This is a genomic window from Streptosporangium sp. NPDC023963 (genome assembly GCF_040639135.1).
Taxonomy (GTDB): Bacteria; Actinomycetota; Actinomycetes; order Streptosporangiales; family Streptosporangiaceae; genus Streptosporangium.
In genome coordinates this window covers 41,816-66,934 of the sequence record NZ_JBEZZK010000019.1, presented here as the reverse complement: position 1 = coordinate 66,934, position 25,119 = coordinate 41,816, and the positions used below count along the sequence as shown (strand labels likewise).

The following is a 25,119-nucleotide window of genomic DNA, read 5'->3' as shown; positions in this document are numbered from 1 at the left end:
CGCCGCTACACGTCGTCAGTTCCTTCTGCTTCACGCCGTCGAGCCGCTCGCTCCTCCGCCTCTCGCTTCTGTGCTGCTCTCTCCGCCGCCACACGCTCCCGCAACTCCGCATCCGCCACATCGCGCTGCGGAACCTGACTCCGACGATCGTGCGTGAGCGCCAGCCTTATCGCCGCATAAATCACCAAGAACAGCACCGCCATCGAGAACAACCACGAAAGCACTGCCCACAGCCACACAAACAGCTCTCTCAACTTGCCCACCCGCCCCTTTCCTCAGCATCCGATCATTATTTCGATCAAGCCTGCCCGCTCCATCCCCATACCGTCTATTGCCTCCGGCGGGGGCTTCTGGCTCCGGGATGATCGCCAGAGGCAGGGGCCAGGTTCGTAAATGGTAGGGGCCGGCTCTTCCCATCGCCGTCGTCCCAGGGCAAGCCGAGCAGACCGGGGCCAGGAGGGTGGGACGACGGGACGGGAAGATCCAGCGGGAGAGGTGTGTGCGTCCGCACGGGGTTCTCAAGCCGTGCCACTCGCGTGCCAGTACGGCCGGGGAACAAGGGGGAATCACGGGGACTCATGGACAGGGTGAGACCGCCTCTGACCAGCGCCGCAGCAGTTCAGGGAGCCGTGTACCGAAATCTTCCAAACTGGTGATGTCCTACTGCGATTGGGACTGCTCTCATGGCGGCCGTGTCCATTTATGGAAATAAACCCAAGACCTTCAAGCGCAGCGCCTGGACTGACATGCTGTAGGCATGATCGAGAAGCAGTCCGCGCCACCCCACCAATACCAGAAGAAAGCTTCGCGGTTCAAGACGTTCATCGTGTGCTCCATCACTGCAAGCTTGGTGCTCACCGGCGGCCTGTTCTTGCTTAATCGTGACGATTCTCAGCGGACAGACATGTCCACCGTGCTCAACCAGCTCCGTTCGGGCAAGGTCTCGACCGCCAAGCTCATCGAAGCCGAGCGGAGAATCGAGATCACTACGATGGACAAGAAGCACTTTCACTCTTATTGGAGCGAGGTCGGCGATCAAGGCTCAGAGCTTGCCGACGAGCTCCAAAAGGCCGAGCTTCCGGACGGCTACACGGTCGAGGTTCCCAAGCGCTGAGGGTGGTTCTCACCGCTGGGTGCCGCCGGCTATCAGGGTTGCATTTCGGGTTGCAATACAGGAGCGTTCAGAACCGTTCAGGATGGACCGCACAGGCCCCCTGACCTGCATTGAACCGCCTGGAATAGCCCGAGGTCGATCTTTTAATCCGTAGGTTCAGGGTTCGAATCCCTGGCGCCCTACCTATCTGACCTGCGACTTTACCTGTTTCGGTAGTCGGCGGATCACGGCGTGAGTCACTGTGGGGCACATGTGAGTCACATCTGCGCCGGGTCCTTGGTGGTTCGGGCCGTTTTGCGGGCGGCGGACATCACCAGCTGGGCGGTCTTCCGGGCGCTGCCGTGATAGAGCTGCAGCAGTACCGATGTGTAGATGTCGGCGGTCACCACGATGCTGGCGTGCCCAAGCACAGTGCGTGGACTTCCCTCCGAACCCGTAGAGGCCCTTGGAACATGCAGCCCCGCACGGCTGAGCGGTTCGTCAGGCGGACGGGAAACAAGCGTTGGCCGGTGCCATGTCGCCGGCCCGGGTCTCCGAACGGGTGGGATCCCGCGAGCTTGCGACCGCCCCTTCGAGACCCGGACCGATCGGCTGGGCAAGCTCGGCGCCTGCCTCGCGCAGCTGGTGGCGCAGCGACGCGAGTCCCCGACCGGCGACCTGATCGGCGCGCTGGTGCAGGCGTACGACGATCAGGACAGCCTGTCGGAGGAGGAGCTGATCGGCTTCCTGATGACCCTGCTGGCCGCCGGATACGAGACCACGGCCAGCCAGATCGCCAAATCCAGCGAGACGACGATCACCACGGCGACGAGAATGGCCACGGCGGGTCGATGCACGTGAAGTCAACGGCGCTGTTCGACGGCTTAAGCCAGAACGGGCACCCCGGAGGATGCCCGTTCCGTGTCATCGGCCGGTCATCCCGGGTACTCCTCCCAGTTCGGGACCGTGGTCAACCCCACGCCGGAGACCGTTGAGGCGTCGCGGTATTCGGCACCTGCGTAGATACCGTCTATGTAGTAGACATTCCGGAAATACGCCTCCTTCAGGACGGGGTAGAAGTAGGCGACACCGGACTTGCCCTTCACGGGAAGCGGGACCGTCGTCGTGTGGCCCACGGTGATGGCTTTCACCATGGTCGTTGATGATGTGTTGTTTTCGGTATACATGAAGTTGGGGGTCCCGACCATGAACCCTTGGTCCCAGCCGTTTGCCTCCGCGACCGAGTTCAGCTCGCTGGTCGTATAGGCGGGCGTGACGGTCTCCAGGTCGTATGGGGGCGGCCCGTCCGGGAGGTTGAAGGGTGTGCCCAGGGATATCGGCGTGTCGGTCCTGTTCACCCCTTTCCTGCCGAATTCGAAGACGGATGTCGATGTGTAGCTGTGATAGTCCTGCGGATACTTGGCCGAGCAGTAGGAGGTGTCTCCGGAGGTGAACGTCAGGCACACGTTCAGCTGGTGCTGCAGCCGCTCCTGTTCCGCCACCTTGGCCTTCCAGCGGGCAGCATCGGCGGCCGCCGCGGACCTGCAGGCCGAATCGCACTCCTTGTAGCCCTTCCCCAGATCGGTTTTCGTGTTGTTGAGCCCCAGCTTGTCCGCGCAACGGTCCGGGGTCCCCGTGCAGCCGTTGGTAGAACCGGCACCCCCTGACGAGCTAGAAGAGCCGGATGAACCGCCGCCTCCCCCGCCGCAGTCGTCCTCGGCGCAGGACCGCAGGCCGGTCGGGTCGGTCATGGTGGCGGGGTTGTTGTTGCTGTAGGCGTAGCCGTGCATCTGCTGCGGGTCGTTGACATCGATGATCGGGTCGACGCTGATGAACGCGCCGATCAGGGGGTCGTACTCGCGGGCCCCGATGTGGGTCAGGCCGCTGGGGTCATTGGTGCCGTTGACGAAACCTTTGTCGCCCGCCCAAGAGCCGGGGGCCGTGCCGCGCAGGCCGCCGAAGGGGAGGGTGCGGCGGCGGGAAACGCTCAGGTCCGTGGACTTGATGTTGGCCTCGCCGGTGTTGTGGTGGTCCTGGACGGTCCAGGACAGGGTGCTCGACGTGCGGACCGCGACCGTGGTGCCCAGGTGGTTGTAGTAGCGGGTGCCGGTCACCGTGGTGCCGGTTCTGCGCAGTTCCAGGCCGGCGGGCAGGTAGAGCGTCGTTCCGCCGGGGTCGCGGCGGACCAGCCGGCTGCCTTCCGTGTCGTACAGGTAGGTCGTGCTCTGACCGCCCTGCGAGGAGGTGCCGAGGTGGCCCTCCTTGTCCCAGGTCATCGTGGTCGTAACGCCGTTGGTGGTGCGGCTGGTGGTGTTACCGGCCGCGTCGTACGCGAAGGAGTCGGACCCGGTGGCCGCGCCGGACTTGTCGACGCGGGTGACCGTGTGCGGCTTGCTTCCCGCGGCCCCGCCCTGCGCGGGCTGGACGTAGTCGCGGCCGGTGTCCGGCGTCCCGTGCCAGGTCTCGGTGTCCCGGCTGCCGGTGGAGGTGTAGGTGTAGGAGTGCCAGTATTTCGCGGGGCCGCCCAGCCCGGCCGTGGACCGCGCGGCGGCGCAGTCTCCGGTGGACGGGCTCCACGCCTCGACGATCCGGCGGAGGTAGTCCGTCGTGTAGCACTGGTAGTCGGCGGCCTGACCCCCGTTGGGGGTGTCGGCGATCCGGGTCAGGTTGCCCACGTCGTCGTAGCGGTAGCCGAAGTCGGCCACCTCGTTCTTGAGTTCGGGCACCACCGAGACGTTCGTGGTGCGGCCGGTGGGCTCGTCGATGGTGAAGGTCTGCCAGACGCGCTTGCCCTCCACACCGAGGATGCGCTGAATCGCCTGGCCGAGCTGGTTGTAGACGACGTCGTTGACGTACATCTGGGAGCCGCTCAGGTAGGTGGGGGCGCCGACCGCGTTGTAGCCGAGGCTGAGCGTCTCGGCGGGCAGGCCGCCGACCGCCGGTGTGGTCGTGGTGGCGATCTGGCCGTCCTGCTTGTAGGCGGCGGTGAAGGCGTAGGTCCCGGCCAGCGTGCCTTCGGCTGCGGGGATGGTGACCTTCGTGTCGGTCGGGCGGCCGCCCTTGTCGTAGGCGGTCACCTCGGTGACGTACTGGCTGGTGCCGTCGTGGCGGATGGACTTCGCGGCTTTGCCGACGCCGCCCGTGGCCGTGTCGTAGGTCCACTCGGAGCGCGGCGCGCCGGTCACCGAGCCGTCCCGCAGACTGGTCTTACGGCCCAGGATGTCGTAGGTGTACGCCAGGGTGACGCCCCGGGCGTCCTTGACGGTGACGACCTGACCGGCGGCGTCGTAGGTGGACTCGCTGACGCCCTTGTCCGGGTCGGCCGTCTTGATCCTGCGGCGGCGCTGGTCGTAGGTGTTCTGCCACTTGTTGCCGGCGGGGTCGGTCACGGTGGCCAGGTCACCGGCGTCGGTGTAGGTGTAGCCGATGGTGTCGTAGGCCGTCGCCGAGCTGTACTGGCGCAGTTGGACGGTGCGCCCGCGGGCGTCGGTGATGGTCTGGGTCTTGGTGCCGCCGGCCGGGGGCACGACGGTGGTCCGGTCGCCGCCGTACGTGGTGACGCTCTTCCACTTGGGCGCCCCGTTGGCCACAAGGGTGGTCTCGGTGATCCGGCCGGCGCCGTCGTACCGGTTCTGGGTGACCGAGGGGATCGTCACGGTCGGGGCGACCAGCGTCGTCCCGGGGAGGCTCCCGTCGTGGTAGTACGGCGCGGAGGTCCAGGCCACCAGGCCGCGGGTGTCACGGACGGAGTCGGCGATCAACCGGCCGCCGCCGACCGTCTGGGTCTGGGTCTGCCGCTCGCGGAGCAGGCCGTCGTAGAGGGTGATCGAGGTCAGGTACTTGTCGGTGCCGGTCGGCAGCAGCTTCCTGGTGGTGACGGCGGCGGGGGCGTTCGCGCGGAGCAGGTAGGAGAAGGTCAGGTTCGCGCCCAGGGCGCGGTCGCGGTCGGGGAGCCAAGCAGCGGTGAGGCGGCCGATGCCGTCGTAGACCAGATCGGTCCTGGCGTTGTTGGGCGCCTCCATGGTCTTCGGCTGGTTCCAGGCGATGTCCATGGTCGTGGTGGTGGCGTGCCCGGCCGGGTTGGTCGTACGGACCGAGGTGACCGGGCCCGCCTTCGCGGGGGTGTAGGCGGTCGTGGTGGTCCGGCCGAGCGCGTCGGAGCTGGAGACCGTGCGGCCGTTGGCGTCGTAGGCGGTGGTCCCGGTCACCACCCATTGCGGGGTGGTGCCCGACCAGGAGCCGACCTCGTCCGTCTTCACCACCAGGCCCCGGATGGGCGCGGTGCCGAAGGGTTTGGCGGGGTCGTCGAAGTAGCTGCGGGTCATGGACAGCACGTCGCCGGGCACTGCGGGAGTGGCCGTGCAGGCGACCCCGTAGGTGTTGACGGCGGACACCCTGTCGCGCATCCAGAGGCCGTCGTTGATCAGGTAGGTGCTCTTGGTGCACTGGTCGTCCGCCGCGGTGGCCTCGTCGCCGAGGTCGTTCACCTCGACCGGCAGGTTGTCGGCGTTGACCTTGGTCTCGGCGCGGGTCCACCGGGTGGTGCCGTTCCAGGTCAGATGGGTGCGGCTGTACGTGGTCGCGTCGTGCGTCCGGTACGCCTTGAGGGGCCCGCCCTGGACGTTGACGCCGGTCTGGGCGTAGGAGGGCTCGACCAGGGACCCGCTCAGCCAGACACCGTCCGGCCCGTCATGGGTGATCTGCTCGCGGAGCTTGCCGGACAGCGCCTCGTGATCCTCGATCGCCTTGGAGTGCGGGTCGCCGGTACCGTCCAGCGAGTCCTTCACCCAGACGTCGCGGGTGCCGGTCAGCTGCTTGTCGCCGTCCATGCCGCGGAAGTAGCGGTACTCGGTGGCCGACTGCGGGCCGCTCTCCACGCCGGTGCGCACCCGCACCCGGCCGTAGCCGCGCCACTGGCCCCAGGTGCGTTTCTTCTCCTCGATCAGCTCCGAGTCGTCGTAGTGCCAGGCGGGGGCGTCCAGGTAGTCGTAGTTGGTCTGCTCGTGGGTGAAGCCTCCGGTGTTGTCGTAGACGTCCACGCGGTCGACGACGTACTTGTGGAACCAGTCGAGGGTCGGTTCGGTGTCGTCGGGGGAGTAGTACTGCGGCATGCAGCGTTTGCCGTTGGTGTGCGGGATCGGCAGGCTCGACCGGGTGCAGTCGCCGGGGAGGTAGGTGACGGCGATCTGGGCGCCCGACTCGGTGGTGATCGAGACGATCCGGAACCGGTTGAGCGCGGTGCGCCTGTCGGCGGGACCGTCCACCCGGTTGGGGAAGGGATCGGCGCCGGGCGAGAACACGATCTCCGGGTAGGTCTCGGTGGCTCCGCCCTTGATGCCCGAACCGGACCGGGTGATCCCTTCCAGCCACATCGGCACGCCTTCGCCCTGGCTGGATCCGGCGTTGAGGTAAGAGTGGCGGAGTGTCCAGGTCTCGACCGTGCGGTACTGCCCGGCGTCCCATACCTGGGCACGGATCGCGCTCAGTCGCTTTTGGGTCCAGAAAGTGGGCGCGAGCTGCTCGGTGCACCGCGCGCCCGACTGGCAGTACTGATCCCACGGGACGTCCGGCCAGGACGCGGGGACCGCCTTCTGGGCCGTGTCGAAGCAGGTCGCTCCGGGCAGGCAGCGGTCGGCCACGTCGAAGAGGACCTGGGCGGCGGGCTGGGCCTGGTCGGTCCGGGAGCCGTACTCGATCTTGGAGAGCCAGCCGCCCCGGTCGTAGGCGGTGCGCTTGTCCGGGTCGTTCTCGCGGCCGTACGCGCCGGGCTCCCGCCCGTACGACAGGGTCATCGTGTTGCCGTGCGGGTCCACCACCTTGTCGAGGTTCCACCGCCACGCCTGGGTGCGCCGGGAACCGGCGAAGTCACCGGAGGCGTAGCCGGGCTCGCCCGGGTGGTTGCCGTACACCTGGGTGGTCCAGGTGGACTGGGCGGCTGCGCGGTTGCCGAAGAAGTACTGGACGCCGTCGAGCGTGGTCACCTTCCAGTACTCGCCATCCTGGTCGCCGTTGCCGACGGAGGTGTCCTTGATCAGCTCGATCTTGGAGCCGTCGTCGGAGACGCCCTTCCAGCGCCCGCCGCCGACGTCGATCAGCTCGGTGCCTCGGCCGTTCAGCGACATGGTCGCGTTGGCCTTCCACCAGCACTGGTCACCGGTCTTGTTCCCGGCGTTGTTCGGGTTCTTCTCGTCGACCGCCTCGGTGTCCTTGGCGCAGGACTGGTACGTACGCTCGACGAACCCGGGCCACAGATCCCACCCGTCGCCGATCCACGAGCCCTGCGTGTTGGTCCCCCCGGTCCGGCCGTCCACCGCCTGCGAGGAGTACGCCAGCGCCAGCGACGGCACCGGCCCGCCCACGCCGGGCGGCATCCGCAGCGGGTAGGACCAGGCGAAGCCGCCGGTCTGCTGCGACACCTGCCAGGTGGCGGCGGGCGACAGCGAGGTGGCCGTGTAGTCGCCGTTGCCGCCGGAGGCATCGGCGGTCGCGGCCAGCAGCATCGGCTCGCCGCCGGCGGGGAGCATGACGTCGGCGGCGAGAGAGCGAGAGGCCAACTCGTTCCTGGAGTTCACCGGTCTGGCGGCGTCCAGGCCGCAGCCCTTGGTGCCCGGCGCGATCAGCGCGCAGGGCGGCAGTTCGACCAGACGGAGCCGGGAGGCCCAGTCGCCTCCGTAGGCGGAGGCGAAGCCCGAGTAGTCGACGGAGACGGAGACGGTATCCGAACCGGTGTCCGTGCCGGTGCTCGCGACACTGTCCGTCGCGACTCCGTCCGCCCGCGACACGCTGAGGAGCACCCCGGAGACGCCGGCCTTCGCCGTCGTCGCACGGTCGTGCACTCGCACCCCGACCTTGTCCACCCGGGCGGCGGCCACCGGGCCGACCCACACCGGCGAGACGGCTGCCCGGACCGGCTTCCGCCCGGTGGCCGCCAGGTCCACCACGGTGGTGGTGGGTGCGGGCCAGGACACGTCAGGGGCACCCACCCTGGGCGGCTCGGCGACCTTCGGGGCGGTGCCGCCCTTCAGGTCCTTGACCGGAATGTTCAGCACGTCCGTGGGGACGGGCGGACTCCACTGGGGTGCGGCGGCCAGCGACTCCGCGCCCATGAGCGGGAACGTGACCATTAAGGCAGTGGTTATCGCCAGGACTCGTTTCATGCCTGCTCCTACGCCTGTGATCCGTCGGAGTTGATCTCGCCCTGGGTGAGGGCGCGCTGGTAGGCGGCCACGCGGTCGATCGCGCCCGGCCAGAACTGCGCCGCGGCGCCCGACTGCTTCGCCCGGCCGACCGCCCAGCCGTTGTTTGCCGACCAGCCGCCGGTGTACGACACCAGGTCGGTGCCGTCGAAGTTGTCGCCGTTCACGTAGAGGCGGAGCTTGCCGCCGGCCTGATCGTGGACCCCGGCGAGGTGCACCCAGCCGGTGCCGACGGACTCGGTCGAGCAGGCCCTGCTCTCGGCGCCCTCGTCCCCGGCCGTCATCGTGAAGCACCAGGCGGGGTCGGTGACCGCGTCAGCGTTCAGGTCAAGGTCGGTCCGGTACTGGAGGCGGAACCCCGAGCCGGTGGGGCCGTCGGCCGACACGGCGGTGACCGGGCCGGACACCGTCGTGCTCGTCAGCTTCACCCAGGCGGTCACGGTGAAGGCGGTCTTCGAGTCGAGCACCGGAGTGGTCGTGGTCCACGCGGTGCCGCCGTTCAGCGCGGCCGCGTTGGTGCCGGCCCGCCCGGCCGTGCGGGCCGCCGTCCCGGCGACGGTGAGCGGACGGTCGGCCGGGACCGAGGCCGCCGTGCCGCCGCTGGCCTCGTCGAAGCCCCAGGCCCAGGATTTGGTGACGGCCGGTCGCACCAGGAACTCGTAGGTGACCGCGCTCGCGGTCGTGTTCCCCGCCGCGTCGGCGGCCTTCACGGTCAGGACGTTCGGCCCCTCCCGGTCGGGCGTCAGGGTGCCGGTCCAGGAGCCACCGGGCGCGTCGAACCAGCCCTTGTTCACGCCGTTGAGAGTGAACTCGACCTTCGAGGCGCCCGACGCGCCGGCGGCGAATGCCCCCGCTACGCCGACCCCGCCGCTCCAGATGCCCGAAGACTTGGGCGGGTACGCGGTCGAGGACACCGTCAGATCGGTCGGCGGCGTCGTGTCCACCGTGAAGTCGAACCATGCGGAGTAGGCGCCGCAGAGGTAGGCGTCACAGCCGCGCACCCGCCACGAGTAGGCGCCTTCGGGTAGGTTGGTCGGCACCTGCCAGGACGCGGCCTGGCCGGCGGCCCTGTTGGCGACCGTGGTGCCCGACGCCGCCTTCTGGACGGCGCGGGTGGCCTGGTCGTACACCTCGAACTCGACCCTGCTGAGGGTGCCCCCGTTGGGGTCGTTGGGGGTGGCCTGCAGCGTCGGCTGCCCCGACCGGACCTGCGCGCCGGACGCGGTGCAGGAGAAGCCGCAGTCGCCGGCGATCTGCAGCGCGGTGGGCGCGGTCGGGGTGTGGTTGTAGGTCACGACCAGGGCCGCGCTGCTCGGCACGAAATACGACCAGCCGTATTCGTCGTCCTCGTTGTTCGACCTCAGGCCCAGCGTCAGCGAGTCGCTGTTGCTGTTCGCCAGGGCCTGGAGCTTGGCGTCCAGGACCGTGCCGGCCTCGTCGAAGATCTTCTGCTGGTTGGGGCTCGGGCAGCTGGCCTCGTTGGACTTGAAGGTCTGGGTTTCGATGTGCCCCAGGTAGTCGTCGGCGGCCGTGTTCCAGGTGTAGGAGTGGAAGTTGCTGATGTGCCGCGTCTGCCACAGTTGCGTCTTGTAGCCGGCGCAGGCGGCCACATGGTTGGCCGTCACCTTGAAGAGCGCGCTATGGATCTTCGCGCCGTTCATCTCGCCGATGTCGAACTGCATGAACGTCCGCCAGACGCAGCTCTCGTTCCACTTCCTCCCGACGCGCATGTCCGATCGGTACTGGGTGAAGTACGAGCCGCTCTTGTCGCAGCTCGTCACGTGCGTCCAGTAGGTCGGCGAGGGCTTGCTGAAGGTCGGGTCGATGTACAGGGGGTACTTCACGTCCTTGGCGCGGAGCATCTCCGCGACCGGGGTGACCGTGAACTCGGTGGCGTCGGCCGTCGTCTCCATCTTCTCGACGCGGTGCCGCACGGCGTTCGCGCCGGTCATGTCGGTGCCGGTCGGCGCCGCGCCGGAGTCCCACATCAGGGCGGAGCCGGACTGGAACAGCTGCTTGCCCGCAGAGTCCACCACCTCCAGCACGCCGTCGCGCTTGCGGACCGTGCCGTTCTCCGCGTCCACTCCGAACCGGAGCCGGGCCAGCGCGGGGTTGGCCGCCGCCTGGGCGTTCTTGACCACCAGTAGCTGTGAGAATCCATCCCGCTCGGCGCGTAGCTGGAGATCCACGCCCGGCAGGACCTCCGGGTAGGTGGCGGTGTCGCCGCTCAGGACCGGCTTGGGCAGCAGCCAGGGCGACTTCAGCCGGACCCGGGTGTCACGTTCGCCGAGCGTGACCAGCGGCGCGGAACCCCCTCCGGAGAACCGCACGTGCGCCGTGATCGCCCCTGGGCTCACGGCGCCGTCGGCGTCGAAGCGAAGTGAGGTGTCGATCGGCCGCCAGCCGCCGGCCGTCCTGACCCGTACGGGGATGATCGTCTGAACCGAGGTCAGCGTGCCGTCCGGGTTGGCGAAGACCTGTCCTGTCTCCGTCCGGAGCGACAGGTCCTCGATTCTGCCGCCGCAACGGGCGGCCTCCACTGCGGCCAGCGCACCGGTGACCGCCTCCGGCGCGCATGAGGGCTCCGCCCGTACGGCGGCTTCGGCGGGCGTTGCCGTCAATCCGGTCAGAAGTAAGCCGAGCACAACACCGACGCGAGCCGGCAGTCTCAAAGGGGGCATCGACAACTCCGTGTTCGAGAGCGAACGTGCGCCAGAAAATGGCCACACCGACGCAACTATCACAAACCCCAGCTATATCTCCGTATATCCAGCGTATATGGGCGTTGATACAAAACGGATATCCATCCGATGCGCCCCGCCCTATATCTTCGAGAAAGTCTCACCGTCAGGGAATTGGAGCATTTTCAATGCGGAATCTCAGACCGATCAGAGCGCTCACTCTGGGACTCGCCATGAGTGCCGCGCTCGTGACCACGGCGGTCACCCCGGCCTCGGCGGCCTCCAGCAGCTGCGCGATCACCTACCTCAGCTGCCAGACCGGCACCATCCCCGCCAACGCCTCCGGGCATTTCATCGTTCTCTCGGTCGCGCCCCCGAACGCGGGTACGGTCAGCTGCACCGTCCACGATGCCTATTCCGGTATCGCGGAGGGCTCACTCAGCCGGGGTTATCGCGACCAGCCGAGAAGCATTAAAATCCCTAACCTCTACGGAAGATATTTCGCTGTTTGTGTGAACAACCGGAACAGCGGTGCCGGGGCGATCCAGAACAGCTGACCATGGGCTGCCAAGGCCGGGCTACGAGCGTCTTCCCCGGCCTGGCGGTCAACCCCGGGTCCTCGCGGAGAATCGCCGAGTGCAGGTTCCTCAGGACCGGGCTCGGGTCGAGCCCGGTCCGCTCGACCAGCAGGGCCCGCACGGCCGCGTAGGCATCCAGCGCGTCGTACCGGCGCCCCGCCAGGCACAAGGCCTTCATCCACAACTCGACCAGCCGCTCCCGGAGCGGATACTCACCGACCAGCTCGCCCAGCTCGGCGCTGACCTCGGAGTAGCGCCCCAGGCGGAGCTCCAGCTCCAGGCCCCGCTCGCGGCACCGCAGCCGCTCCTCGTCGAGCCGTTGCGCGGCGGCCGTCAGCAGCGGCGACCGCAGCCCGCCGAACGCCGGGCCACGCCACAGGGCGAGCGCCTGGCGGAGCAGGTCCACCGCCTCGATCGTCCGGCCCTGGCCGGCCAGCGAGAAGCCCTGCTCCGACCACCGCCGGAACTCCCACAGATCCAGCTCGACCCCGGCGGTGTCCAGCGTGAACCCGGCCTCGCCTCGGGTGATCAGGGTCGCTCCGGTCACCGGCTCCAGATTCCGGCGCAACCTGCTCATCACGGTGCGCACCTGCGCCCGGGCCGTCGCGGGCGGGTCCTCCGCCCACAGCGCCCGGGTCAGCTGCGCCACTGTCACCAGGCTGCCGGGCCGCGCCAGCAGCGCCGCCAGCCCCTTGCGCTCCCGTGGCCCGCCAACAGATACGGCCTGGCCGCCGCACCACACCTCGACCGGCCCGAGGAGACCGAATCTCACCTCACGGACCTTCGTGGCGCCCGCGCCACGAACCGGATGGCACATCCGCACCGGCGCACCCGCCCTCAGCCCGTCGTCCGCGGCGTCCTCGCCGAGGATCGACTCGTGCAGCGCCCTGAGCTCGGGCCCGGGCTCCAGGCCCAGCTCACGCACGAGGCTCCGGCGGCCCTCCCGGTAGACGCCCAGGGCGTCGGCCCGGCGGCCGGACCGGTGTAGCGCGAGCATCAGGTGGGCGCGCAGCCGCTCCCGCAGCGGGTGGCTGGCGACCAGGGCGGTGAGCTCGGCGACGAGGTCGGCGTGACGGCCCAGCCCCAGGTCGGCGGTGATGCGCTGTTCGGTGGCCCACAGCCGGGCCTCGTCCAAGCGGAGCACGCTCTGCCGTACGAGGGGCAGTTCCGCCAAGTCGCCGTAGGCGGGGCCGCGCCACAGCGCCAGCGCCCTGCCGTACGCCTCGCTGGCCTCGGCCAGCCGTCCGTCGGCCAGATCGAGGTCCGCCTCGCGGACGAGGCCCTCGAACTCCTCCACGTCCACCTCGCCCGGCCGTACGACCAGGCGGTAACCGGCGGGCTCGCTGATGATGCGGTCACGATCGCCGAGAGCGCGGCGCAGATAGTAGAGGTACAACCGCAGGTTCTCGCCCGCCGACACCGGCGGCGAATCCCACAGCGTCTCCATCAGACGCCGGCCGGACACGCTCCGGCCGGAATGGGCCGCCAGCGTGGCGAGCAGCACGCGCTGCTTGGCCGAGCGAAGCGGAACCCCCTTGCCTTCGACCGTCAGGGCGAGCGGACCGAGAACCCCCAGTCGCATCAGACGCACCTCCCGCTGCATACCCGGATACGAGGGAAGTCTCCGAGGTGAGCGAGTTGTCCGGCAGAGCGCTGGGGGTCGGACAATCAACTCCGATCAATCGCAGATCGCCTGGTACGGCGTGGAGCCCAGGTAGTCCGCCCAATCGGCCGGGCTGAGCCCGTGCCCGACCTCACGGCAGATCCGCGCCGCGGCCCGCTCCGGATCGAGCGCCCACCGGATGATCCGGCTGTCGTTCCCCCCGGACACCAGGTCGCCGTCGGCGGTGAACGTCAGCCCCTGCACCGGTGCCCCGTGCCCGCTCAGCACCGCCACCGGCTCCCGGGTCCGGAGATCCCTGACGATGATCGTGCGGTCGGACCCGGCCGACGCCAGCCACCGCCCGTCCCGGCTGAACGCCACCACCTCGACCGTCCCCGCGTGTCCGGGCAGCGTACCGAGGGCCGCGCCGGTCGCCGCGTCCCACAACTTCACCGTGCGGTCGGCACCTCCGGTCGCGATCACCTTCCCGTCCGGACTGTAGGCCACGTCCAGGATCGAGATCTGTCCGGTCTTGATCCGGTAGCGGGGCGTCTCGGTGGCCAGGTCCGACCCTGTCAGGTCCCACCCGGTCAGGAATCCGGAGCTGCTCGTCGCCACCACCATGCGCCCGTCCGGCGCGTACGCCACCCCGGTGGCGACCAAGGGGAGGAACGGCGACTCCGTGCCCTTCCCAGCGGGGTCAATCGTGAACCGGTGCCAGCCCAGGGCGGCGGCCACGAGGCTTCCGCCGTCCGGATGATAGGCGACGTCGGTGGAGGCGCCCATCCCGTCGTAGGCCAGGGTGGCGAGCTTCTCACGGGTGGTCAGGTCCCAGAGCACCACGTGGTGGTCACGGGTCACGGCGGCGAGCCTGCGCCCGTCCTGGCTGAAGCTGATGGCCTCCACATGGTCGGGATGGCCGTCCAGCCGGTCGAGCTGGTTGCCCGCGTTGTCCCAGAGCCTGACGGTCTTGTCACTGCCCGCCGAGGCGATGAGCGTGCCGTCCGGGCTGGTCTCGACCGCGTTGACGGCGGCGCTGTGGCCGCTGAACGGCGGCAAAGCCGGCTCACGTACCACGATCACGCCGCCGAGCCCGGCCGAGACCAGCCGCCGCCCGTCCCTGCTCAGGCTCAGGCTCAGCGTCTCGGCCCTGGTCCTGTCCTGGTAGGTCGCGAGCAGCTCGTTCTTCGCGTGGTCCCAGATCGTGATCGAGCCGTTCTCGTCGGCCAGCGCGATCCGGTCGCCCACCGGAGCGGAGATGTCCCACGCCCACGGCGACAGCTTGGGCAGCGCGTTGACCTCGACGTTCCGGTCCAGGTCCCACAGGTGCACGCCGAGGCGGTCGGAGGCGGTGACCAGCAGGTGGCCGCTCCCGAACACCACCCGGTGCACGGACGTCGCCGGGATCGTCCCCCGCTTGTCCCCGGTGGCGACGTCCCATACGATCGGCCGTTCCTCCCCGCCGGAGGTGGACACCAGCAACCTGCCGTCCTGGCTGAACGCGAGCCCGCCGACCGGGTCCCGGTGTCCGGTGAGCACGTGGTGGGTGCCGTCCCTCAGGTTCCACACCTCGATCTTGCCGTCGCGGGCGCCGAAGGCCAGCCGGACGCCGTCGGGGCTGATCGCCATGGCGTTGGTCATCTGATCCCTGGACAATCGGAACACCTCACGGCCGGTGCTCGGCTCCCGCACCACCACCAGGCCCGTCTGCGCCGGGCCCTGCTCGCGGCCGAACGAGGCGAGCAGGTCGCCGTCGCCGCTGTAGGCGACGCGACGGGCGAGGATGGCCTTACCCGGCTGGACGTGCTCGGTGAAGGTCCGGACGGGGGCGCGCCGGGCGGGGTCCCAGAGGGTCACCACACCGTCGGCTCCGGCAGCGGCCAGCAGTGTGCCGCTCGGGTCCTGCGCCACGTCGTAGACGCCTGGGCCCCCCGCGTTCAGCTCGATCCGCCGCCGCGCGGCCGCGGCCGCGCTGATCACGCCGCCGCTGGTCTCGGCGTCCGGATTCAGCCGGTACGCGATGACGGCCAGCAGCCCGGCCAGGTCGGCATCGGTGTCCAGTAGCTCAAGGGCCTTCAGCGAGACCTGGTGAGAGACGGCGATGCGCTGCTGGCGCCCGGCCTCGCGCCCCTGCTGGAGTGCCATCCCGCCCGCCGCCAGCGCGGCCACCAGCAGCACGGCCATCACCCCGGCCACCCTGGTCAGCAGCCGCACCCTGCGCCGCTCCAGACCTCGGCTGGCTTGCAGGAAGTCCGATTCGAGCGGGTTCAGTTCGGCGGGGTTCTCCTCCGCCCAGGCCCCGGCCACGGCCAGCTGCGCGCCCCGGTAGAGAGCGCCGGAGTCGCGGCGCAGGTCCTGCCACCGGTGCGCGGCGTCGGTGAGCCTGCGGTGGGTGAGCAGGTTGGCCCGATCGTCGGTGAGCCAGCGGTGCAGCCGGGGCCAGGCCCGGATCAGCGCCTCGTGCGCCACCTCCGCCGACTGCTCGCCGACCACCACCAGCCGCGCGGCGGCCAGCCGGTCGAGCACGTCCTGGTCCCCCACGCCCTCCAGCTCGGCCAGGGCGACCGGGCGGCGGGTGTCCTCGGTGCCCTCCCCCAGCGCGGTCAGCCGCACGAAGATCCGCCGCACGAAGTGCTGCCGCGGCACGTCCATCTCCGCGTACACCCGCTCGGCGGTCTGCGCGATCGCCCCGCGCACCCCGCCGATCTTCTGGTACGCGGCAAGCGACAGCCGGTCCCCCGCCCGATGGCGCCAGGTCTCCTGGAGGGCGTGCGAGAGCAGGGGCAGCGCGCCCGGCTCGGTGGCGGTGTCGGCCAGCACGGCGGCCAGCAGGTCGGGGTCGACGGTGAGACCAGCTCTGGCGGCTGGGCGCAGCACGATCTCGCGCAGCTCGGCGGCGGTGGGCGGCCCGACGAGCAGTTGCGCCTCCCCGCTCAGCGCCGCGATCAGGCGTGGATCCAGGTGCCCGATGAAGTCGGCCCGCACGCCGATCACCACGGTGGTCCGCCGCCCCGGCCCGATGGCCAGGTCGAGCAGAGCGTCCACGAACTGGCGGCGCTCCTGCTCGTCAGGGCAGAGCGTGAACACCTCCTCGAACTGGTCCACCACCAGCAGCGCCCGGGTGTCCTCCGAGGCTCCCGCAAGTGCGCCGCGCACGGCGATGTCCAGTGCGGCCGGGTCCTCCCTGAGCTGTTGGATTTCCTTTCCGGACAATTTCGCGACCTGGCCGGACAACGCGTCCAGCGGGTGCGCGGTGGGGGTGGCGAGCATGGTCCGCCACCGGGCGTCCCCGGCCAGCGCGCCCAGCAGGCCCGCCCGCAGCAACGACGACTTGCCGCTCCCGGACCCGCCGAACACGCCGACCACCGGCAGCCGCCCGGTCAGCTCGCGCAGGCGCGCGGCCGGCTGGTCCCGGCCGAAGAACCACTTGCCGTGCTCCGGCTCGAAGGCCATCAGCCCCTGGTAGGGGCACGGCGTCTCGGGCGGCCAGTCCGGGTGGTCGTCGCTCTCGGCGGCCGCCTGCCAGCGGGCCCGCCACTCGGCCTCGTCCCCGCCGAGCGCCCGCACGTAGGCGAGGGTCACCTCCAGGGACGGCAGGCGGTCGCCCTTGGCGGCGTCCGCCAGCGTGCTCGCCGAGTAGTGGGCCAGCTGGGCGAGCCGCCGGTAGCTCATGCGCCCGGTCCTGTCGCGCAGCTGGCGCAGGTGCCAGGCGAGGGCTTGTACCGGCCCCGCCTCCGGGTCGAGCGGGCGTTCTGGCCTGCCCATGACCGCCTCCGCTGTGATCCCGATCTCGCCAACGCGCGCGACCCAACCACACCCTGCTATAGATCGTCCAGATGCAGTCGCACTTAATGCGAAATCTCCAGTGGAAGCACCATAGTGAGCCCGCCGCCGGGCGTCTCGTTCGGGACCAGGCTGGCGCCTGTGGCCCGCACAGAGGACGGCTCGGGCAAGGCTCCTGGAGCCGCCCCGTTCCCGCCGTCGTGGCCAGGGCCTATACCAAAGATCTTGTGAAAAGATCTCGGGATGCTGCGATTCACCGATTTCATCATCGACTGCCCGGACACGATGAAGCTGGCGACTTTCTACTCTGAGGTGACGGGCCGCCCCGTCAAGGAAGGCAGCCACGAGAACTGGGCCAGCATCACGTTCGGCGAGGTCGAGCTGGCCTTCATCCGGGTGGACGACTACCGCGCTCCGCAGTGGCCCGACAGTGAGCACCCCAAGCAGTTCCACCTCGACTTCGAAGTGGACGACATCGAGTCCGAGCAGCGCCGCGTCCTCGACCTCGGCGCGACGCTGCAGCAGGACTTCATCGGCCCCGAGGGCTACGGCTGGCGGGTCTACACCGACCCGATCGGTCACCCCTTCTGCCTGTGCCGCAACAAGGGCGTCGTCTGGACCGACCAGGGCCTGATCTGGCCCTAACCGTGGGTCACCCACCGCCCCCGTACGGGTCGCGGTCGCGCTGTGGCTGATCAGCGGACCGGTTGACGGCGATCGAAGGGCCGGGCTGACGAAGGAAGCCCGGCCCGCCGCCTCGATCGCGAGCGTCTCGGTGATGTGGGTGTACGGCCTGGTCGTGGTGAGCTGGGAGTGTCCGAGGAATGCCTGGATCACCCGGATGTCCGCCCCCTGTTCGAGCAGGAGCGTTGCGGCCGTATGGCGCGCGTCTCACCGCGTGCCGTGCAAGGTGGTTTGAGGTTCTCCTCGGGGCCGGCAGGAGCATGGAAAGAGCGTGGCGATGACCGGGCACAGGACTGGTGCGCATGCCCGGCACAAAAGACGAGCAAAAGGTGCCCTTTGAGGTCCCGCTTTGGTGGATTTCGGACTCGGTGTGCCCGCGATCATGTCGCTTGGACGGGTCGCGTAAACGGATATGGTCGCCGACTGGTTCGAGGCGTTACACTATCGCGTCAAAACACCTCTTCCTGATGGTTTCAGGATGAGGTCCGGAGCCGTCGCAGGCAGATGATGCCGAATATCAGGCCGAGCATCGAGAAAGCCGATTCCAGCCTGCCTTGGTACAGCTCCGACCGATCTACCATAATGGAAGATTTATGATCTACGATGTGATCGGAATGCTGTATCAGACCCTGCCCTTAACTCTCGGCGGATTGGTATTCGTGGGGCTCTATCTGGGCCTACGCCGCACGCGACCGGGGTGTCGCCATCTGCTGTTACCGGCTGCGGCCTGGTTCTTGGCCGCCCTTGACCAGTGGTACATGAGCACCTACCAGCCGCAAATGAATATCCGTATCGACATGCTGCCCTTCCTGGCGCTGATGGCCGTCACCACGCCATCCGGCATTCTTCTGGCAGCCCTGGGCGAGCGTTCACCGCGTTGATCAACGGACGCCGCGCCGCCGCGGCCAATCGCAGGTTCGATCCTTCAGGAAAGGCGTGTTGATGAGCGGTGCAGCGGCAGGGGAGTACGAATGGCTCCATCAAGAGTTCACCGATGGTGCCGGTGACACCTGGCTCTGTGCCAGCTTCGTGCAGGGCCTCACCCCTCGCGAAGTTCTGCACCGGATCGACGTCGTTCCTGGAACCGTCGGCGATTTCGGAGTCGGAGCTTACGCGGCCGACGGAGGAACAGTGCTGATCGACTATGGATGGGGCACGTCGGGGGGCACGGCGCCGGGGTCGCTGTCGTCGGGCACGACGATGGCCAGGGTGTTCGCCAACATCAAGGGCGACGATTTCAGCCTCCTCGTCGACGGGGTTCTGATCACCGAGTTCAGTCTGTACGGTTACTCCTATCGCTCCGGAGAGGTCCCCGGACATCTTCTTCCCGACCTTCACGAACTGGGCCTCGACCGTGATGACTTCACCGAGAACGCCGTCCCCGCGGCTCTCGCCTTCGCCTCCCGCGCCACCGGTGTGCGTTTCTCACGGAGAAACTACGCCCGGGACGCCCTGACCGGCGCGAGCGACCACCTCCAATGACCTGCGTCCACAACCGCTGCCGCGTTCTCCCCCTGTAGACGACCCGGCCTTGATCACGTGCCGGACGCATGTCGATACCGAACGTTCTATCTGCTAAACTCCCGGCAATGGTGCAGAACACTCGAGGTCAGGTGTCCGAAGCGCGATCACGGCTGCTCGGCACTGCCACCCGGCTCTTCTACGCGGAAGGTCTCCACTCCGTGGGGATCGATCGGATCGTCGCGGAGGCGAAGGTGACCCGCGCGACGTTGTACCGGCATTTCCCCAGCAAAGACGAACTCGTCGTCGCGTATCTGCAAGGAGCCGACCAGGCCATCCGCGATCGGGTCGGCGAAGCCCTCGGCAGCGGCAGGCCGGCGGCCGACATCGTACGAACCATCGCCAGGTCGATCGCCGAGGACATCGAGTCGCCCGGATTTCGCGGCTGCGCCTTCCTCAACGCCGTGGCGGAGTATCCAGACCCCGGGCATCCCGTGCACAAGGCCGTCCTCGCGCACCGCCAGTGGTTCCTGCGCACCATCGTCGATTTGCTCGCGCAAACCGGAGAGACGCCGTCCGAGCCCGCGGGCCGGCATTTCGTCATGCTGCGAGACGGCGCGATGGCGGCGGGCTGCCTGTCCGACCCCGCGGCGGTCCGCGAGACGTTCATCCAGGGAATCGAGGGAATCCTGCGGTTCCGCGCCGGCTCCACGGCTCCTCGGCCCGGGACAGGAACCGCCTGAGCGCCACGGACCGCGGGGTCTCCTCTTCGCAACCGGCCCTTGAGGTCACCCACGGCGTGCTCATGGGTGCGGGGGCGTACCTGAGCGAGATGACCGTCCGAAACAGTGATCAACCCGTTCGGCTCCTCCCGCCACCGGGAACGGCACGCGGTCTCGCGCGAGAAGCCGCACGGCTCGGCACGACTCACCGGATCACCGTTTGCGGGCCAGCAGCTGCACTGCTCGCGCCGGGTGACCGTTCATCGTGACAGCGGAGATCCGGCGCTCTTCCACGAGATCGAACCCAGACAGGAGGGCGTGCAGCGCGGCCATGTCGTGGTGCCGCACCACCGCGCCGTCGTCGGTGGCGAACACCCCGTACGGGGTTCCGAATCGCCGGGCGTAGGCGGCGTAGCGGTCCCGGTTCCGCTCGTCCGTCGAGTGTCGAGAGACCATCGCCGCCCGCGTGCTGGAGTGGCCCATGCGCTCCATCAGCTCCCGGATCGACGCCCCGGCGTTCGCGGCAGGGGTGTTGCCGGTGTGCCGCAGGTCGCGGGGCAGAAGGTGACCTCGGGGTAGCGCGGTGATGGCCCCTCCAGCAGGGGCTGTCGCTGTGATTTCAGGTGCTGGTCGAGGAAGGCCGCCACGTAGGTGCGGGTGAGCTCCGCGCCACGGGCCGCGGGCAGCATGCCGGGAAGAGGTTCGAGGCCGATGACGTCTGCCAGCAGCGGGATGTCGGTGAAGGACTGGTGCTCGGCGTCCGACAGCGTGAGCCAGCGTTTCCATCCGGTCAGCCGCTTCCAGTCGCGGTCCCAGGAGGTGTCGCGGCCGCCCGGGACATGTTCTCGAGAACCCAGGAACATGAACGGCCGGGCGAGGCCGCCCGTGGGGATGCGGGCGTAGGTGGTGCCGTCCATGTCGATCCCGGCGCGCACGCGGGAGTCCTTGATCATGGCCGCCACGGCGCCGGCTCCGCCGATCGACTGGCCTGCCATCGCGATCCGGGAGCGGTCGATCAGGCCGGGATGCCTCCACGCCGACGGCAGCCGGTCGAGGACGAAGGAGACGTCGGCGGCCCGGCCCTGGACCACTCTGGCGCCGAAGCCGGGGTCGGTGTCGCTGTCGCAGGCGAGGCATTCGGCGACCCGGCCGTCGGACAGGGTGGTGGCGTGGCTTTCGTGGGTGTGGTCGATGCCGGCCACGACGTAGCCGCGGCTGGCCAGGTCCTCGGCCAGGGAGGTGAGGGTGCTCACCGGCTTGGTGAAGCCGGGAGAGAGCACCACCAGCGGGAGCCCGCGCCCTGCGGGGTCGGCGTCCTTGACGGCGTTCGTGCGCGTCTTGCTCAGCACGTCGTACGGCGCGCTCGCGACGTTGGAGCCTTTCAGGAGGAGTTCCGATTCCTTGGCCGTCATGTAGGGCGCGCGGTGGCCGTCGCGTTGCCTGGTCGGGTACCACAGGGTGACTTTGAGCTGCCGGGCGTCGAGGTCGGGATCCCAGGGATCGGGGCGGGAGGTGTCGGTCAGGTGCAGGACGGTGGTGGCGACCGGGTGGGCTCCGGTGGGGGCGGGCAGGGTGGCGGGGCCGGTCGAGGTGGGCGGCGGGGCGGCGGCGCGGGGCGGGGTGGGCGCGGAGCAGGCGGACGCGGCCAGGACGACCAGTCCGGTGGTCACGGTCACGGTCAGGAGCTGTCTCATGGGGCCGTGGCCATGGCCAGGAGCTGTCTCATGGAGGGATCCCTTCGCGGGTGCAGCAGGGTCAGGTGTGCAGCAGGGTCAGGGCCTTGGCCAGGGCGGGGTCGCGTCCGGCGGCGGCGTCGGCGGCGGTCAGGGGCACGTGGTGGTCGGGCGGCACGCCGATCTTGTCGATCACCTCGCGGTCGGGGCCGAGGTGGTGTCGGGTGGGGAAGCTCAGCAGGGTGTTGTCGGTGAGCAGGTAGGAGCCGGCCGGGCCGGAGATGAGGCCGGCGGTGCGGGTGCCGATCAGCCGGCCCAGGCGCAGGTCCTTGACCGCGGAGCTGAAGTGCTCGCACGCCGAGGCACAGCCGCGGTCGGTGAGGACCACCAGTGGCAGGTTGACCAGCTCGACGGTGTCGTCGGTGCGCATGGTCTGGCAGGTGCCGTCGGCGGCGCACTGGTGGGCGGTGACCTTGCCGTGGGCGAACGCGCTCAGCAGCCGGATCGCCTCCACGGGGCTGCCGCCGCCGTTGCCGCGCAGGTCCAGCACGACGCCGGACAGGGTGCGGCCCGTGCGCAACCGGGTGATGGCCTTGAGGACCCGGTTGGCGGAGTCGGGCGCGAATCCGGTCATCCGCACGTAGGCGACGTCGTCGTCGAGCAGCTGTGACCGCACCACCTGCAGTTCGGTCAGGTCGCGCTGGAAGAGGCCGGGTTTGAGGGTGACCGTCCAGCGGCGGCCGGTGCTCTGCCGTAGCAGCCGTAGCTGGACCGGTCGGGCTTGGGGGTAGCGCGGGTACAGGGCGGTGATGGCGGGGGTGGCCTTGGCGTCGATGAAGGGCGCCGAGTCGTTGATCGACTCGATGATGTCGCCGGGGCGCAGGCCGGCGGCCCGGGCGGCGCCGCCTTGCACGGTGGTGACGAACAGCGGGCCGACGGCGGTGCCGGGGTTGGCGTCCGCTTGCGGGCCGTCGATGTTCGCGGTCAAGCCCAGGCCGTAGCCGTCGCCGTCGTAGTGGTCGGGGTGGCGCTCGACGTCGTGCGTCCAGCGGGCGTGGTTGTCGCCGAGAGCGGCCACGATGGCCTCGAGGGTGACGGCGGCCAGTGCGTCGCGCAGGTCGAGAACCTGGTCGGTGATCTTGCGGTAGGTGGTCTCGAAGGCGCTCCAGTCGGCTTTGCGGTCGCCGGTCAGCGCCGGCATGGCCGCGGTGGGCACCTCGCGCCCGGCGCGGTTGAGCTCCTGGGTCAGGGCGACGAATCCGGCCCTCAGCAGCGCGCGGGCGTCCAGCGTGGCGCCGCTGTAGTAGGTGCCCAGGATGCAGAAGTAGGCCTGCTCGATGACGTCGATCGTGGTGGCCGTCTCCGCCCCGGGAGGTCCATGGGGAGGCGCGCAGACCGCCGGCCCGGCGGTGCCCGCCTGGATGCGCGGCGGCGTCGGCGCGGTGCAGGCCGCCGCCAGCAGGAGGGCGAGCCCGGCAGCCGTCCGGGCGGCGGCCCTGACGGCGGGCTTGGCGGCGGTCATGACAGGCGCCTTCGGACCCACCAGAAGCAGAACCAGGTCAGGGCGGCGGTGAGCAGGGCGTAGATGCCGGTCTCGATCCACTGGAAGGGCCAGAAACGCTCCAGGGGCTGGTAGGTCGCCTGCTGCCGGTAGCCGAGCCGGTTGATCTCGGCCGGGCACCCCTCCGCGGACAGTCCCTGCGGTGAGCAGGGTCCCGACGTCGTGGAGACCGGGACGGCCCGCACGATCGTCGACGACGGTCCCGAACTTCCGTCTCCGCCGGAGACCGTACGTCCGGACGGATCGACCAGCCTGCTGGACAGGACCCAGGCGCCCGGGTGGCCGGGAACGGCCGACGTCCTCAGGAAGATTTGCAGGGATCCGCCTCTTGGCGCGCCGAGGCCGTCCATGTTCTCCCGGCCCAGCTCGAAGGTCCCGGTGACCGGGGGCATCAGGTGGGGACGGACCAGCAGCGGCATGGCGAGCTGGATCGCGACGAAGACGGCCAGGGTGAGGGCCATGGCGGGCAGCGTGCGGCGCACCAGCATGCCCACGGTCACGCCCAGGACGAAGGCGAAGGCCGCGTACCCCATCGGGGCGATGCCGCGCGCGCCGAACACCACGGGAGCCATCTGCGCCATTTCCGGCACGGCCGACTTGTCCAGAGGGGCGGACCACCAGGTCACCGCGAGGCCGCACACGCCGGCCGCGGCCACGGCCACCAGGCCGGTGAGCCCGAGCTTGACCGCCAGCCACCGGCCGCGGGTGACGCTCTGGTTCCACACCAGCAGGTGCGTGCCCGCCTCCAGCTCCCGGGTGATCAACGGTGCCCCCCAGAAGAGCCCGACCAGCGCCGGCAGGATGAGCACGACGAGGGTGAGGGCGAGGAAGGGGATGTCGTACTCGCCGAAGAACCGGTCGAAGAAGTCGAGGCAGGTGTTGTCCGGGGTGCAGTCGGAGATCCCGGCAGCGTAGCCGGAGGCCAGGTTCGGGCCGGTGAGGGCCAGGACGGTGGCGAGAACCACGAGTACGGCGGCCATCATCGCGGCCGAGCCGCGGAACTGGCGCCAGGTCAGCCAGATCATCGCCACACCTCCAGGGCGGCCCGCCGGTTGTCGGCGGTGCGTTTTTCCATGTAGGCCAGGACGAGGTCCTCCAGGCCGAGCCGGCCGACCGTCCAGGCGGGGTCGTGGATCGGGGCGTCGGTGCGGACCACGTACGTGCTCTGCCGGTCGGTGTGGTGCGCGGAGACCACGTGCTGGTCGGCGGGGAGCCGCTCGAGGGCGCCGCGCGGGCCGGTGAGCCGGTGGTGGGAGGCCAGTAACCGGTCGACCTCCCCCGCCATCCGGACGCGGGAGTCGACGAGCACGATCACGTAGTCGCAGATCCGTTCCAGGTCGGAGACCAGGTGGGAGGAGAGCAGCACGCTCAGCTCGTGCTCGACGGTGGCCTCCATCAGTCCCCGCAGGAACTCGTGGCGGGCCAGCGGGTCGAGCGCGGCGACCGGCTCGTCCAGGATCAGCAGTTCTGGCCGCTTGGCCAGGCCGAGGGTGAGGGCGAGCTGGGCGCGCTGGCCGCCGGACAGCTTGCCCGCCCGCTGGGTGGGGACGAGACCGAGCCGCGCGATGCGCTCCCGTGCCGTGGCGGCGTCCCAGCGGGGGTTGAGGCGGGCGCCCAGCCGCAGGTGTTCGGCGACGGTCAGTCCCGCGTAGACGGGGGTGTCCTGGGCGACGAACCCGACCTTGGCCAGCTGCTCGCGACCGCCTGCGGGACGGCCGCCCAGCACGGTGATGCCGCCCGCCGTCGGCTCCAGCTGGCCGCCGGCCAGCTTCAGCAGCGTGGTCTTGCCGGCGCCGTTGGGGCCCACCAGCCCCACGACGTGGCCCGCCGGGATGTCGACGGTGCACTCGCGCAGCGCCCAGCGCCTGCCGTACTTCCTGCCTAAACCTCGGGCTTCCAAGACAGCGGTCACGCTGTGTCCTCCTGAGCGGTGGTCCGAAAGGTGGTCGTGAACAGCGCCTCGATGCTTTATCGAGGGCGCGGCGAGGGGAGGCGAGGGCAATGTCGCGGTCGCGGCTCCAGAACGATGTGACGGCGGGAACGAAACTAGGCACTGCCCCTGCCGGTGCGCGTCGGCCGTCATG

17 protein-coding genes and 1 pseudogene are annotated in these 25,119 nt (G+C 69.5%); 6 read left to right on the top strand and 12 right to left on the bottom strand.

What is annotated here, in order from left to right:
- Positions 1 to 5: 5 nt before the first annotated feature.
- Complete coding sequence (locus AB0F88_RS37390) at positions 6 to 263, bottom strand: hypothetical protein (RefSeq protein WP_362695554.1); 258 nt, start codon at positions 261 to 263, stop codon at positions 6 to 8.
- Positions 264 to 757: 494 nt separating this feature from the next.
- On the opposite strand from AB0F88_RS37390, the gene AB0F88_RS37385 reads away from it, so the two are divergent.
- Entirely contained in the window at positions 758 to 1,114 is a 357-nt protein-coding gene (locus AB0F88_RS37385) for an ATP-dependent metallopeptidase FtsH/Yme1/Tma family protein (protein ID WP_362695552.1), read from the top strand.
- Between the two features lie 257 nt (positions 1,115 to 1,371).
- On the opposite strand, the gene AB0F88_RS37380 is transcribed toward AB0F88_RS37385, so the two are convergent.
- Positions 1,372 to 1,500 (bottom strand): hypothetical protein, encoded by a 129-nt coding sequence (locus AB0F88_RS37380; RefSeq protein WP_362695550.1) that lies wholly within the window; start codon positions 1,498 to 1,500, stop codon positions 1,372 to 1,374.
- 238 nt (positions 1,501 to 1,738) lie between these two features.
- On the opposite strand from AB0F88_RS37380, the gene AB0F88_RS37375 reads away from it, so the two are divergent.
- Positions 1,739 to 1,954: a hypothetical protein gene (locus tag AB0F88_RS37375; RefSeq protein WP_362695548.1), complete on the top strand. Its 216-nt coding sequence runs from the start codon at positions 1,739 to 1,741 to the stop codon at positions 1,952 to 1,954.
- Between the two features lie 74 nt (positions 1,955 to 2,028).
- Here AB0F88_RS37375 and AB0F88_RS37370 read toward each other — a convergent pair whose 3' ends face one another.
- The 4 genes from AB0F88_RS37370 to AB0F88_RS37355 all read right to left on the bottom strand — a co-directional run bounded on the left by AB0F88_RS37370 (position 2,029) and on the right by AB0F88_RS37355 (position 16,916).
- The gene (locus AB0F88_RS37370; protein WP_362695546.1) at positions 2,029 to 8,250 is read right to left on the bottom strand and encodes an RHS repeat-associated core domain-containing protein; all 6,222 of its coding nucleotides are present in this window, start codon (positions 8,248 to 8,250) and stop codon (positions 2,029 to 2,031) included.
- Positions 8,251 to 8,258: 8 nt separating this feature from the next.
- Entirely contained in the window at positions 8,259 to 10,910 is a 2,652-nt protein-coding gene (locus AB0F88_RS37365; protein WP_362695544.1) for a LamG domain-containing protein, read from the bottom strand.
- A 540-nt stretch (positions 10,911 to 11,450) separates the two neighbouring features.
- Positions 11,451 to 13,130 carry a BTAD domain-containing putative transcriptional regulator gene (locus AB0F88_RS37360; protein ID WP_362695542.1) on the bottom strand — a complete coding sequence of 560 codons (1,680 nt, stop codon included), beginning with the start codon at positions 13,128 to 13,130 and terminating at the stop codon, positions 11,451 to 11,453.
- 96 nt (positions 13,131 to 13,226) lie between these two features.
- The gene (locus AB0F88_RS37355) at positions 13,227 to 16,916 is read right to left on the bottom strand and encodes a helix-turn-helix domain-containing protein (protein ID WP_362695540.1); all 3,690 of its coding nucleotides are present in this window, start codon (positions 16,914 to 16,916) and stop codon (positions 13,227 to 13,229) included.
- Positions 16,917 to 17,177: 261 nt separating this feature from the next.
- On the opposite strand from AB0F88_RS37355, the gene AB0F88_RS37350 reads away from it, so the two are divergent.
- Entirely contained in the window at positions 17,178 to 17,579 is a 402-nt protein-coding gene (locus AB0F88_RS37350; RefSeq protein ID WP_362695538.1) for a VOC family protein, read from the top strand.
- Positions 17,580 to 17,711: 132 nt separating this feature from the next.
- On the opposite strand, the pseudogene AB0F88_RS37345 reads toward AB0F88_RS37350, so the two are convergent.
- Positions 17,712 to 17,819, bottom strand: a pseudogene (locus AB0F88_RS37345) (tyrosine-type recombinase/integrase); the annotation flags it as partial.
- 392 nt (positions 17,820 to 18,211) lie between these two features.
- On the opposite strand from AB0F88_RS37345, the gene AB0F88_RS37340 reads away from it, so the two are divergent.
- From AB0F88_RS37340 to AB0F88_RS37330, 3 genes are all read left to right on the top strand, one after another.
- Complete coding sequence (locus tag AB0F88_RS37340; protein WP_362695536.1) at positions 18,212 to 18,499, top strand: hypothetical protein; 288 nt, start codon at positions 18,212 to 18,214, stop codon at positions 18,497 to 18,499.
- A gap of 61 nt (positions 18,500 to 18,560) precedes the next feature.
- A complete protein-coding gene (locus tag AB0F88_RS37335) occupies positions 18,561 to 19,100 on the top strand; it encodes a DUF6461 domain-containing protein (RefSeq protein WP_362695534.1) in 540 nt (179 codons plus the stop codon).
- A 68-nt stretch (positions 19,101 to 19,168) separates the two neighbouring features.
- Complete coding sequence (locus tag AB0F88_RS37330; protein WP_362695532.1) at positions 19,169 to 19,822, top strand: TetR/AcrR family transcriptional regulator; 654 nt, start codon at positions 19,169 to 19,171, stop codon at positions 19,820 to 19,822.
- Positions 19,823 to 20,014: 192 nt separating this feature from the next.
- Here AB0F88_RS37330 and AB0F88_RS37325 read toward each other — a convergent pair whose 3' ends face one another.
- The 5 genes from AB0F88_RS37325 to AB0F88_RS37305 form a co-directional block, all read right to left on the bottom strand.
- Positions 20,015 to 20,284: a hypothetical protein gene (locus tag AB0F88_RS37325; RefSeq protein ID WP_362695530.1), complete on the bottom strand. Its 270-nt coding sequence runs from the start codon at positions 20,282 to 20,284 to the stop codon at positions 20,015 to 20,017.
- 8 nt (positions 20,285 to 20,292) lie between these two features.
- A complete protein-coding gene (locus AB0F88_RS37320; protein WP_362695528.1) occupies positions 20,293 to 21,495 on the bottom strand; it encodes an alpha/beta hydrolase in 1,203 nt (400 codons plus the stop codon).
- A gap of 61 nt (positions 21,496 to 21,556) precedes the next feature.
- Positions 21,557 to 22,996, bottom strand: coding sequence for a S41 family peptidase (locus tag AB0F88_RS37315; RefSeq protein WP_362695526.1), 1,440 nt, complete (start codon positions 22,994 to 22,996; stop codon positions 21,557 to 21,559).
- A complete protein-coding gene (locus AB0F88_RS37310; protein WP_362695524.1) occupies positions 22,993 to 24,060 on the bottom strand; it encodes an ABC transporter permease in 1,068 nt (355 codons plus the stop codon). The genes AB0F88_RS37315 and AB0F88_RS37310 overlap by 4 nt, the downstream gene beginning before the upstream one ends.
- Entirely contained in the window at positions 24,057 to 24,947 is an 891-nt protein-coding gene (locus AB0F88_RS37305; RefSeq protein ID WP_362695522.1) for an ABC transporter ATP-binding protein, read from the bottom strand. The genes AB0F88_RS37310 and AB0F88_RS37305 overlap by 4 nt, the downstream gene beginning before the upstream one ends.
- Positions 24,948 to 25,119 lie beyond the last annotated feature (172 nt).